We start from the raw sequence: 12,683 nt of genomic DNA on the forward strand, positions 1-12,683 counted from the left end.
CGAAGAGCCTCGTCCGCGAACAACCGCTTCCGCCGACCACGCCGCGCCTCCGGCGAGCGGGTGCCGCCCAACGGAGGCGCGGCCCTGGCGTGCGGTCTCCCGTCCTGGCCGTCCCGAGTCCAGGGGGAGCCGGCCGCGGCCCCGCCCGCGGGGCAGTTCAGCTAGGGCTCCGGCTGCTCCTGCGTACGCAGGTCGAGGCGCCAGTCGTTGGACGCGATCCAGGTGCCCTTGGGGTACTCGAAGCGGACCGGGCCGAGGAGGGTGAAGCCGGCGCGGCGGCACACGGCGTTGGACGCCGGGTGGTCGGTGGAGGGGAAGGCGTGCAGGTACCTGTTGCGGCCGTCGTCTCGGGCGGCGGCCGCCACCGCGCGGGCCGCCCGGGCGGCCAGGCCGCGGCCCTGGAACTCCGGAAGGACGCCCCACCCCGTCTCGTAGACCGTGGAGCCCTCCCACTCCCGCTGCCAGAAGCCGATCGAGCCGACCGTCCGGCCGCCCGCCACCACCCGGAACATCTGCCCGGGCACGGACAGCCCCAGGTAGCGCCGGTGGCGCTCGGCCAGCCGCTCCGCGCTCTCCGGGCCGCCGAGGTGCTCGGTCATCTCCGGGCTGTTGGTGCGCTCCAGCAGCCAGAAGTCGCCCTCCCCCCACGGCTTCAGCCGGACGCCGCCGTCCCCACCCGCCGCCGCGCCCCATGCCTGGGCGTCCGCTTCCGTCTCCATGATCCGGACCCTAGCGCCGACCACCGACACCGACGGGCTGGGCGACCGTCAGCCCGCCGCCGGAGCCGCGGGCGGGCGCCGCAGTGCGACCGGCGCCGCCACGGCCATCGCCGCCAGGGCGACGGCGACAGCGGCACCCCATCCGGCCGCGTGGTAGGCCGCGGCACCCAGGGTGCCGCCGAGGCTGTTGCCGACGTAGTACGCCGTCAGGTAGAGCGCCGACGCCTGGGCGCGACCGGTGGTGGCGGTGCGGCCCACCGTCCCCGACGCGACCGAGTGCCCGATGAAGAACCCGCCGGTGACCAGTACGAGGCCGCCCAGCACCGCCGTCAGCGGTCCGGCCAGCGTCAGCAGCAGTCCGCCCGCGCACAGCAACAGCGCCACCAGGAACGCGCCGCGCCGCCCGATCCGGGCCACCAGGGTGCCCGACCCGGCCGAGGTGCCGGTGCCCACCAGGTAGACCAGGAACACCGCGCCCACCGCGGACTGCGACAGGTGGTAGGGCGCGCCGGTGAGCCGGTAGCCGAGCACCGTGTACAGCGCGCCGAAGACCGCCATGAACAGCAGCCCCAGCGCGTACAGCCGGCGCAGCCGGCCGTCGCGCAGGTGCCCTGCCACGACGCGGGCCACGGCAGCCGGGTGGACCGGGCCCGGGGTGAAGTGCCGGGCCTTCGGCGCCAGCAGCCGGAAGGCGGCCGCGCAGGCCAGCGCGGCCACCCCGACCACCAGCAGCGCGGTGCGCCAGCCGTGCGCCTGGGCGATGGCACCGCCGGCCACCCGGCTGCTCATGCCGCCGACGGAGTTGCCCGCCACGTACAGGCCCATCGCCGAGGGCACGGCCGACGGGTGCACCTCCTCCGACAGGTAGGCCATCGCGGTGGCCGGCAGACCCGCCAGCGCGACCCCCTGCAGCGCTCGCAGGACCACCAGCACGGTGAGGTCCGGTGCGAACGGCACCGCGAGGGCCAGCAGCGAGGCCGCGAAGACGGAGGCGGTCATCACCGGCATGCGGCCGTACCGCTCGCTCAGCGCGCTCACCGGCAGCAGCGCCACCGCCAGCGCGCCCGTGGCGGCCGACACGGTCAGGCTCGCCCGAGCGGGGGACAGGTGCAGGCCGGAGGAGAGCGCGGGCAGCAGCGCCTGGGTGGAGTACAGCAGCGCGAAGGTGGCCAGACCGGCCGCGAAGAGCGCGAGGATGGCCCGCCGGTACTCCGGGGTGCCCGCCCGCAGGCGTTCGTCGGGGTGCTCGGCCGTCCGGGCCCGAGCAGCGGCGGCCGGGGCCGTGGTCACGGGGCCGGGGGCGGCGGTTGCGGGGGTCGCGGGGGAAGGGACGGTATCCGGTCCGGTGCGGGCACGCTCCGCCGTCCGGTTGGCGGCTGGACTGTCGGCGGATGGCTCCATGCGTGTGACGCTAGGGCGGTCGCGTTTCATGCGTCCAATGCATGGAAGATGGTACGTCGATCCCTTCACGCATGACCGCACGTCACAGGGGGCTTTCTTGGCCGGCGAGGACACCGCGAAACCGGACGACCCGCGTCCGGAAGGGGAGGGGAGACCGGGGTCGGCGGGCTCGCGCGAGGCCCGGGGGCGGTCGGCCCGGACGCCGGATGCGCCCACGGGGAGGCCGAAGGGCTGCTGGCGCGGACCCCGGAGCAGTCGTCAGGGGCGGCTGCGGCGCGGCCGGCCGGCGACGGGCTCCGGGACGGGCCCGTGGCCCGCGCCGGACTGGACGGTGACGCCTGGGCGGCCGCCCTCGCCCCGCGGCTGGCGCGGTTCGCGGCAGTCGCCCGGCTCCAGCACATGACCCGCGCGGCCCAGCAGATGGGCGTCCCGCAGTCCACGCTCAGCCGTTCGGTGGCCCGACTGGAGGCGGAGCTCGGGGTGACCCTGTTCGCGCGGCAGGGGCGCGCCCTGCGGCTGACCCGGGCCGGGCTGACCTTCCAGGGCGCCGTGGAGCGCGCGCTGGCCGAGGTCGAGCGGGCCGCGGAGTCCGTGCGGGCGGACGCCGACCCGGACGCCGGCCGGGTCGCCTTCGGCTTCCTGCACGCCCTCGGCCACGAGACCGTGCCGGCCCTGCTGAGCGCCTTCCGCGCCGACCACCCCCGGGTGCGGTTCCAGCTGGCGCAGACCTACGGCGAGGAGCTGCTCGCCCGGCTGCGCGCCGGTGCGCTCGACCTGTGCCTGATCTCGCCGCTCCCGGACGCGCCCGGAGTCGTGGTGCGCCGCCTGGACGAGCAGCGTCTGCGGCTGGTGGTCCCCGCCGGGCACCGCCTGGCCGGGCGCAGCCGGGTGCGCCTCGCCGAGTTCGCCGCCGACCCCTTCGTCACCCTGGAGTCCGGGTACGGGCTGCGGCGCATCACCGACGCGCTGTGCGCCGAGGCCGGGTTCACCCCCAGGGTGGCGTTCGAGGGCGAGGAGGCGGAGACGCTGCGCGGCCTGGTCGCCGCCGGGCTGGGCGTGGCCCTGCTGCCGCCGCCCGCCGCGCCCCGGCCGGGTGTGGCCGAGCTCGACCTCATGGGGCAGCGGGCGGTGCGGGAGATCGGGGTGGCCTGGCTGGACGGCCAACGCGACACGCCGCCGGTGGCGGCGTTCAAGAGCTTCCTGCTCGGACGCAAGGGACGGCTGATGCCGCGCTGAGTGTCCGGGTGCCGGGGTGCCGGGGTGCCGGGGTGCGGGGCGCGGGGGCACCGGGTGTCGGGGTGCGGGGGCGCCGGGTGTCGGGTGTCGGGCTATCCGGCTGCCGAAGCGGCGGCCCGAACCCCCGGGACCGACCTGATCGCCGCCCGGTCTCGGCGGATTTCCGGGTGATCCTTTTATGTATTTCCCGCGCGGCCCCTGGCTGGCCGGTGTTCTTTCATGGAACTCGTTCGACTGATTATCCACCGATACCATCGGTATTCATCTCGCGTCCCACTGGTTGCACCGTGAGAGCGCGCTCGGAGAATCGTGCACGCTTGCGATACGAGAGAGCTGAATCGCGAGAGTTCGCAGGTCGCGGCCGAGGTGGAGAGCGATCCAGGAGGTGGCGGGCGGTTTTTCCGTCCTCCTGAATTGATTATTCCGTGAGAACCCGATGAACGATCATGAAATGTGGGCTATCGTCGCGCGCAAGTCAGAATCCGGAGGCAAACCGATGACTGCTGCAGATGCCGCGCAGACGCTGCCGAGGCCGCGCGCCGACGCGTTCTACAGACTGGCCGTGGGGGCCATCACCAGTGAGGAGGACGCCGAGGCGGCGGCGCGGCGGATCGCCGAGGCGCACGAGAGCGAGCGCGCCGCGTGGGACGCGCGCTGGCGCGGCGTGCAGGCCGAGGCGTCGCAGATGTCCGCCGACCTGCGCCGCCGCGTCGAGATGCTGGGCCACGCCGCCAACGTCGCCAGCCGCGAACTGGCCGCCGGTGCCGCGATGGCCGCCACCGTCGCACACCAGGCCACCCTGCTCGCCCGGCTGCGGTCGGCGGCGCAGCAGTCGCTGGACGGCACCATGGCGGCGGTGGACGTGCTCGCCATGCTCAGCGAGGACGTCCCCGCCCCCGACGTGCAGCCCATGGTGGTCGGGTTCGTCGCCGACTCCCGCTTCCGCAGCGGGAGGTTCGCCAGCGGCTCGGGCGACATCACCGTGGTCTACCCGTTCGTCGGCTACTCGCTGATCGTGCGCGGCCCGGGCACCGGTGCGGACGTCGAGCCGACGTTCCTGGTCGAGGACCGGGCGCTGTGCCGTTCGGCGATCCAGATCGAACGGGGACTCATCATGCAGGGCGCGCTCCAGCCGACCGTCACCCGCTGAGCGCTCCGGCGGCCCCCGTGGGGATCTCCGGCCGGCGGAGTCCGGGCACCCGCCCGGCCCTGCCCAGGCTCGGGACCCTTCCGCCCGGGTGGCCGCGTTCCGGCCGCGCCGGGCGTCGGGTTCCCGTCGCGGTCGGCCCGGGGACGGTGTGTGGCGGGGAGCCGCGCCGTCCCCGGGCGGGTTGCGCGGCGCGCTCGTCGCGGCCGTCGTAGGTCGCCGTGGGCTGCCGCCGGCCCTTGGGGGCGGCCGTGGGCCGTCGTCGTCTTCGTGAACGTTTCCCATGGGCCCGCGCCGTCGCGGGTCCCTTCGTGTCCGGCCCGCCGGGTCATCAGGCGCCCACCGCCGTGCCCGCGGCGGGCGGACGGGCGAGGAGCCCGGATGCATGCTCACCGCAAACCGAGGAGAACGGGGGTGGGAGGGCCGCGGCGCGCCGCCGCTTCCGCCGCCGGAGAGATGTTCCTGGTCGGGATGGACCGTCAGGGCGTGGTGCGGATCAGCCGTGCGGTCGACGAGCGCACGCTCGGCCTGTACCTGAGGGAGATCGCCGACGAGCTGATGGGCGGCCCCGGCCCCGGCCCCGGCCTCGGCCCCGACTCAGGTCCGGGCTCCGGTCCCGGGGAGGGACCGTCGGCCCGGTGATCTCTCGAACGCGCTTTCCTTTCACGATCTCGCGAGGGTGCATATATGCCCCCAACTATGGCGGTGGTGGCCGATCAAGTGCTAAGAAAGGCGGGACGGTGAAAGCGATGTCGCGGATCAGGCGCCGTCGCCGCCCTGTGGACCCGGCGACCCGCCGAGCGGCGCGCCGTCGCACGTGATTCCACGTGATTCCACGTGATTCCACGTGATTCCACGTGATTCCGCTTGGCGCCGCCGAACGCGGCCGGAGCAATCCGCCACGGTCACGGGAAAGGTCGCCGGTACGGACCGCGCCGGGCCATCCGGAGGCAAACCAGGGCCCGGCGCAGCCTTGAGAGGGCGCTTGAGAGCACCCGATCCCACGCAGAGCGTACTGGTTCGTTCCCGGGCTCCGGAGTAATACGGTCGGACGGCCCCCCGATTTCCGATCTTCGGGCGGGAATGGTGGAACGTGTGCTATTCGCCGATGGCAATGGCGGCCCCCGCTCCTGGCCTCCGCCGGCGGAACAGGCCGGCCCGCTGCCGTCATCCGAGGGCCGTCCGCGAGGGCCGGCCCCGCGAACCGCGCCCGGCACGGGGCGCGGAGCGGGGGCGGCCCCCGGAACAGGCGGGTAGGTTGGCAGCAGGGGGCGTCGCTTCTGGCTACGGGAGGTCCGCCCTGCTGGCGTTGTGCGTGGTCTTCGCGCTCTTCGGCGCGGCGAGTAACGCCGCCGGGACCGTGCTCCAGCGCAAGGCGGCGCTGCGGGTACCGGCCGAGGACGCCATGCGCTTCCGGCTGCTGTTGGACATGGTCCACCAGTCGGTGTGGCTGCTGGGCATCGGCGCCGTCGCCGGGGCCGCGCTCTTCCAGGCGCTGGCCCTCGTCACCGGCCCGCTGGCGCTGGCCCAGCCGGTGTTCGTCCTGGAGCTGCCGTTCGCGCTGCTGATCGCGATCCCGCTGCTGCACCGCACCCTGCCGGGCAGGGGCTGGGTGGCCGTCGGCGCGATGGTGGTCGGGCTGGCGGTGGCGCTCGCCTGCGCGGCACCCGGCGGCGGCAGCGTGCAGGCGCCGCTGGACCGGTGGATTCCCGCCATCGTGGTCGTCGGCGGCCTGGTCGTGGTCATGGTCGCGCTGTCCCGGCGGCGGCGGAACGGCGCCGTGCGCGCGGCGCTGCTGGGGGTGGGTGCCGCCGCCTCCAACGCGCTCACCGCCGCGATGATGAAGTCGGCCGCCGACACGTTCTCCGACCACGGCTTCGGCGCCTTCATCACCTCCTGGCAGACCTACGGCTTCGCGGTGTTCGGGATCACGGCCGTCTTCCTGCTGGAGAACTCGCTCCAGGCCGGCACCATCGCCGCCTCGCAGCCGGCCCTGACCCTCGGGGACGCCACGATCAGCCTGGCGCTCGGCCTCACCGTCTACGGCGAGACCGTCCGTACCGGCTGGTGGCTGCTGCCCCAGCTGATCGGCGTCGCCCTCGTGGTCGCCGGCACGTTTTACCTCTCCAAGGCCGTCACGCTGACCCGGGAGCTGACGGCGAACCGCCGCTGACGGTGCCGGTCAGGTGGGCCCGGACGCTCCCGGACGATGTGGTGGGTCGGTGGGTCGGTGGCTCGGCGGTCCGCCCCACGCCGTACCGGCCCGGCCTCCCGCGCGTGGTCGAAAATTTCGCCGGGCACGCGTAGGCCGGCTTGCCGGAACGGCCCCCCGCGCATCCTCGGGGCGGCGCCGTCCGTTCCGATGCCCTTCACCACCCCGCGCTCACGGGGTGGTGAAAAGCCGAACTCACGTGCGGAAACGCCGATCCTGCCTGGTGCGGGGCCCTGCCGGGGCGGCCGACCGGGAATTTCGGTGCCCTTTCGGAAACCTCCGTTGACCGGGGGCGCCCGGCAGGGCCACACTCGTCACCGCTCCCGTCCCCCGGCCCCGGAAGCACTCCGCAGCCACGCCCCGGCCACCTGTGCAAGCGCCCCCAGATCTGCCTGCGGCGCCCCGCCGCCCGCCGTGGACCCGTACGCCGTCGGCCGGCCGGACCGACCCGGAGGAGAGGAACGACATGACCGGCGCATCCCCCCGCACCCGCGGCGCGGCTCCACCATGGCGCCACTCGCGCGCCCATCGGCTCCTGGCGGCCGCCGCGGCCGGCCTGCTGGCGGCGACGGTGCTCATCCTCCTGTCCGCGACGGCCCACGCCGCCGGTCCGTCCGGCCCCCGGCTCCCGTCCGGCAGCCTCCGCTCCGGCGCTCCGCCGGCCCGCTGACGTCCCCGCGCCACCACGGCACCCGCGGCACCGGCCCGGCCCGCGCCCCAGCCGCGGGACGGACGGCTCGCGGCGGCGCGCCGTCGGCGACGCGGGGCCCCCTGTACCTCCTCCGGCGCTGTGACGTGCGATGCTGGGCCCATCGACGCCGCCGTAGGGAGCGCGCACGTTCGGATGACACGCACACGCAGGGCACTGGCCGACCTCTGGGACCGCTACGCGGCGTCCGACCCCGGGCTCCTGAGGCTCATGGCCGGGCTGCGCACGGTCGGCTCCATCGGTCTGGCGCTGGTCGCGCTGTCCCTGCTCGGCAGCGCCATCCCCCAGATGGTCGCCGGGGCGATAGTGGCGATGGTCTCCACCTTCGCCATCCGCGAGAAGCGGCGCGGCCGCCAGGCCGTGACCCTCGCACTGGGCCTGCCCACCGCCCTCGCGTCGGTCTCGCTGGGGGCCGTACTCAACCAGTACGTCGTCATCGGCGACATCTTCTTCGTCCTGCTGATCTTCGGCGCCGCGTACGTGCGCCGGTTCGGTGAGCGCTGGACGGCACTGGGCCTGATCGGGTTCCAGGTCTACTTCGTCTCGCTGTTCGTCCACGCCACGCCCTCCGCCCTGCCCCGGCTCTGGCTGACGCTGGCCATCGCCTTCGCCTGCAGCGCGCTGGCCCGTTTCGCCTTCGTGACCGAGACCCCCGAGCGGACCCTGCGCCGGCTGCGGCAGGCGTTCCGGGCCCGCACCGCGCAGCTCGTCGACACCCAGCGCGAGGTGCTGACCGCCGACGCCGAGGACCTCGAAGACGTCGTGGCCCACCTGCGCAAGGCCACCGCGCGGCTGCACGAGACGGCCCTGATGATCCAGGACCGGCTGGAGGACGGCACCCGCGACGAGGCCACCGCCAACCTCGTCCAGCGCCGCGTCGTCGACGCCGAGATCGCCGCCGAGCGGCTGGGCATCCTGCTGCTCAACACCCGCAGCACCGGCCGCACCGACACCCTCACCCTGCACCTGCCCGGCGCCACACTGTCCGCTGCCGCCCTGCCGCTCTCCCAGGAGGACGAGGCGGTGGCCAGGCTCGGCCGCGAGATGGCCGCGCTCCACCTGCTCGTCACCCGGCTCTCCGAGAACCGGTCCGGCACCGCCGTCACCATGCTGCGCAACCGGCTGCTCGCCTACCGGGACGAGAAGAACGTGCCGCAGGCCACCCCGGCCGTCCAGGACGCCTTCCGCGGGGTCGGCGAGGCCGCCCGCGCCGTCCTCGGCCTGCGGCTGGCCCTTGAGGGCACCGGCGTGGCCGACGCCGAGCCCGACAGCGACGACGCGCCCGAGACGACCCGCTCCCGCGAGGAGTTCGAGGCCGAGGACCTGGCCCTCGCCGACCAGGACGCCCCCGTCGCCGCCCGCACCGGCCTGGACCGCCGGACCACCCGCGCGGCCTTCCAGGTCGCCACCGGCTCCGCGCTGGCCGTGGTCGGCGGCGAGTTCCTGTCCTCGCAGCGCTGGTACTGGGCAGTCCTGACCTGCTGGGTCGTCTTCCTCAACACCACCTCCACGGCCGAGATCCTGGTCAAGGGCTACCGGCGGCTGATCGGCACGATCGCCGGCGTGGTCGCGGGCGTGCTGCTCGCCGGCGCGGTCGGCCACCACACCTGGACGGCCTTCTCGCTGGTCCTCGTGCTGATCTTCGCGATGTTCTTCACGGCGCCGCTGTCGTACGCCCTGATGTCGTTCTTCGTCACCGCGATGCTGGGCCTGCTCTACACGCTCCTGCACACCTACAGCCTCGCGGTGCTGGTGCTGCGGATCGAGGAGACCGCGCTCGGCGCAGCCTGCGGGTTCATCGCCGCCGTGCTGGTCCTGCCGGTGCACACCGACGAGCACACCGACGAGCAGCTGATCACCGTCCTGGGCAGGCTGCGGGACGTGTCCACCGCCGCCGTCGACCAGCTCAGCGGCGGCCCCGCCACCGACCTGGTGGACATGGCCCGCGACCTGGACTCCGCACTCGACGCGCTGCGCCGCTCCACCGCCCCGCTGGTCTACCCGATCACGCCGCTGCGGGTGCGCCGCCAGACCGCCCGCTACCTCGTCGCCCTCCTGGAGACCTGCGCGTACCACGCCCGCTCCCTGGCGGCGACCTCCGAACTCGTCCCGCACAGCAACAGCGTCGCCGCCGACCCCAGGCTGGCCGCCACCGGGCCGCGGCTGGCGCACAACATCGACGCGCTCATCGCCCACCTCCGGGGCGAGGACGCCGGGCAGCGGGTGCGGACCGGTCCCAGCATCGCCTCGATGTTCGAGGGCTCCGGAGCGCCGCCCGGACTCCGCTCGGGCACGGTCACCTACCGGGTGCTGCGCCACCTCCAACGGCTCGACGAGAGCGTCGCCGCCCTGGCCCGTCCGCTGAAGGTCCCCACCGACCGCGACTCCGCCGCCCCCGGCGGCGCCCCCCGCCCGGCTCCGTCCCGTCCCTGAGGGCCCGCGTGCCTGAGGGCCGCGTGCCTGAGGGCGCCGCCTCTGACGGCGCCGTGGGCCCTTGAGGGTTCCGCCGCGTCCGGCGCCTCCACCGCGGGCCCGGCGGACGCGGGCGGACCGAAAACCCGCAGCGGCCCTAGTGACAGCCGGGGCCGGTGTTGCTTCAATGCCGAAAGCGCTTACTGCTCCGCCCCGCCCGTCCACCCCCGGGAGCGTCCGCCGTGCAGCTTTCCCGCCGTGCTCTACTGGCCACCGTCCCCGGCGCCGCGCTGCTGGCCGCAGCCGGGCCCCTGCGCGCGTGGGCGGACGGGACGGGAGGCGCGCCGGGCGCGGCCGGAGCGGCCGGGGGAGCGGCGGACCGGGCCACCGTCCTGGCCAACACCGTGGCCGTCTTCGCCGGGACGGCCGAGTCCAACGCCCGTGCCGACATCGCCGGCAAGCTCACCGCGATGGCGGCCACCGCCCGGACCCGGCTGGCCGCGATGGACGCCGCCGGCAGCGGCGAGCTCTTCTCCGGCCTGCCGCTGGGCACGGACGACGCGCACCTCACCTCGTCCTACCAGTACCTCTACGAGATCGTCCTGGCCACCCGCGCCCCCGGCGCCGCCGCCCCCGACCTGTCGGGGAACACGGGCGTGCAGCAGCGCGTGGCCGACGGCCTGGCGGCGCTGTACGACGGGTACTTCGGCGACCAGGCGGCCGGCTACTACGGCAACTGGTTCAACTGGGAGATCGGCATGCCCCAGTACGCCACCAAGGCGCTCATCCTGCTCAAGGACACGGCAGCCGTCCAACGCCCCGGCCTCGCCGCCGACTACGTCGCCGCGATGGACGGCTACCTGCGCAACGGCAAGGACGGGGACGTCGACCTCGACTCCCGTTTCCACACCGGAGCCAACCTCGCCGACATCACCACCGACCGCATCCTGCAGGGCGCGCTCCTCGACGACGACGCCCGCATCACCAAGGCCGTCTCCGACCAGTCGACGGTGCTCGCCGCCATCGACCCCTACGCCCTCCGGCACGGCGTCACCGACGGCTTCTACGCCGACGGCTCCTTCGTCCAGCACGGCTCCGTCGCCTACACCGGCTCCTACGGCACCGGCCTGCTCACACGGGTGGTGCAGACCGTCAAGCTGCTCGACGGCACCGGCTATCCGGCCGGCGCGGACCTGGCCGGCGCCGCGCGCGGCTGGGTGGCCGGCAGCTTCGCCCCGCTGCTCTTCGAGGGCTGGATGATGGAGGCGGTGAAGGGCCGCGCGGTCTCCCGCACCACCACCGGCTACGCCGACGCCGCCACCGTGGTCGAGTCGGCGGTGGACCTCGCCGAGTACTACACCGGCGACGAGGCGAGGGCACTGGCCGGCTTCGCCAAGTACGTGCACACGGTGTCCCGTTCGGCGCCCTCCCCGACCTCCTTCACCTCGCCGGTCAGCGCCGCCCGCTTCGCCGACATCCTCGCCGACGCCTCCGTGCCCGCCGCCGACCTCAACGCCCCCGCCCAGCACAGCGCGTTCAACGCCATGGACCGCACCGTCCATCGCCGCCCCGGCTGGACCTTCACCCTCGCCCGCAGCTCCACCCGGATCAGCGGCTACGAGTACATGAGCGGCGAGAACCTCACGCCCTGGTTCCAGGGGGCCGGCGCGCACTACCTCTACCTGTCCGGGCAGGACCAGACCCAGGCGTTCGGCGTCGACCACTTCACCGCCGTCTCCCCGTACGCGCTCGGCGGGACCACCGCACCCGTCGAGGAACGCGAGACCGTGCCCGAGCTGTACGGCACCGCCTGGTACGACAACCCCGCCGCCGGGTTCACCTCCTCCTCGGACGCGCAGAACGCCTACGTCTACTTCCCGCTGTCCACCGGCGCCCACTCCGGCGGCGCCCGGCTGGGCACCTACGGCACCGCAGCGCTGGTCCTCTCCGACGACGCCGCCTGGGCCGCCGAGCAGGCCGGGCTGCTGCCCGCCGACTTCACCGCCTACCGCAACGCCCAGGCCGTGAAGTCCTGGTACATGTTCGACGACGAGATCGCCGTCCTGGCGGCGGGCGTCGGCGACGCGGCCGGCCGGGCCGTCACCACCACCTTCGACACCCGGATCGCGGCGGCCGCCGACCCGGTCGCCCTGACCGGGCGGCTGCGCGACGGCAGCCCGCTGGCCGGCCCCGGCACCGCGCCACTGGCCTGGCTGCACTACGCCGACCCGGCGCAGGGGGTCGCCGTCGGGTACGTCCTGCTCGACTCGCCCGGCGCCGACCCGCGCGCCCGCCACCGCGTCACGCTGGAGACGGTGACCCGCAGCCGCCGGCTGGTCCGCACCTCCAACCCGGACACCGCCGTCACCAAGCAGGTGTTCTCCCTCGGCCACGACCAGCCGGCCGGCGCCGCGCACACCGCGCTGGCCTACGCGATCCTCCCGCAGGCCGCGCCGGACGCCCCGGCCGCGCACCACCGCGACCGGCCCCTGACGGTGCTGGCCAACTCCCCTTCGGCGCAGGCGCTGCGGCACGAGCGGCTCGGCATCACCGCCGTCAACACGTTCACGCCCGGCATCCACCGGGTCGGCCCGCTGGAGGTCGACGGCCCCGCGTGCGTGCTGCTGCGCGAGCACCGCGACGGCACGCTGGAGGTGGCCGTCAGCGACCCCACCACCGGGCGCGACACCGTGGGCCTGAGCGTGCACGGCCGGCCGCGCCGGGCGGGCGCCGCCGACGCCGGGATGACCGTCACCCCCGTCCCCGGCGGCACCCGCGTCCAGGCGGCCACCCGCCACACCTACGGCGCCACCCTCACGGCCACCCTGCGCTGACGGGCACCGCGCG

The 12,683-nt window shown here is 74.8% G+C and carries 9 protein-coding genes; 7 read left to right on the forward strand and 2 right to left on the reverse strand.

Going from position 1 to position 12,683, the window contains the following annotated elements:
- Nucleotides 1-161: 161 nt before the first annotated feature.
- The gene (locus BS72_RS11500; RefSeq protein ID WP_051950946.1) at nt 162-719 is read right to left on the reverse strand and encodes a GNAT family N-acetyltransferase; all 558 of its coding nucleotides are present in this window, start codon (nt 717-719) and stop codon (nt 162-164) included.
- 48 nt (nt 720-767) lie between these two features.
- Nucleotides 768-2,120, reverse strand: coding sequence for an MFS transporter (locus BS72_RS11505; protein WP_078901239.1), 1,353 nt, complete (start codon nt 2,118-2,120; stop codon nt 768-770).
- A 309-nt stretch (nt 2,121-2,429) separates the two neighbouring features.
- On the opposite strand from BS72_RS11505, the gene BS72_RS11510 reads away from it, so the two are divergent.
- From BS72_RS11510 to BS72_RS11540, 7 genes are all read left to right on the forward strand, one after another.
- Nucleotides 2,430-3,356, forward strand: a complete 927-nt coding sequence (locus BS72_RS11510) for a LysR family transcriptional regulator (RefSeq protein ID WP_037909143.1) — start codon at nt 2,430-2,432, stop codon at nt 3,354-3,356.
- A 496-nt stretch (nt 3,357-3,852) separates the two neighbouring features.
- The gene (locus BS72_RS11515; RefSeq protein ID WP_037909146.1) at nt 3,853-4,506 is read left to right on the forward strand and encodes a hypothetical protein; all 654 of its coding nucleotides are present in this window, start codon (nt 3,853-3,855) and stop codon (nt 4,504-4,506) included.
- Nucleotides 4,507-4,917: 411 nt separating this feature from the next.
- Complete coding sequence (locus tag BS72_RS11520; RefSeq protein ID WP_037909148.1) at nt 4,918-5,145, forward strand: hypothetical protein; 228 nt, start codon at nt 4,918-4,920, stop codon at nt 5,143-5,145.
- 658 nt (nt 5,146-5,803) lie between these two features.
- On the forward strand, nt 5,804-6,676 hold the full coding sequence (locus BS72_RS11525; RefSeq protein ID WP_037910156.1) for a DMT family transporter: 873 nt from the start codon (nt 5,804-5,806) through the stop codon (nt 6,674-6,676).
- A 505-nt stretch (nt 6,677-7,181) separates the two neighbouring features.
- Entirely contained in the window at nt 7,182-7,385 is a 204-nt protein-coding gene (locus tag BS72_RS11530) for a hypothetical protein (protein ID WP_037909151.1), read from the forward strand.
- 174 nt (nt 7,386-7,559) lie between these two features.
- The gene (locus tag BS72_RS11535; protein ID WP_232792335.1) at nt 7,560-9,857 is read left to right on the forward strand and encodes an FUSC family protein; all 2,298 of its coding nucleotides are present in this window, start codon (nt 7,560-7,562) and stop codon (nt 9,855-9,857) included.
- Nucleotides 9,858-10,078: 221 nt separating this feature from the next.
- Entirely contained in the window at nt 10,079-12,670 is a 2,592-nt protein-coding gene (locus BS72_RS11540) for a polysaccharide lyase family 8 super-sandwich domain-containing protein (RefSeq protein WP_037909154.1), read from the forward strand.
- Nucleotides 12,671-12,683: the final 13 nt, after the last annotated feature.

Source organism: Actinacidiphila yeochonensis CN732 (genome assembly GCF_000745345.1).
GTDB classification, from domain to species: domain Bacteria; phylum Actinomycetota; class Actinomycetes; order Streptomycetales; family Streptomycetaceae; genus Actinacidiphila; species Actinacidiphila yeochonensis.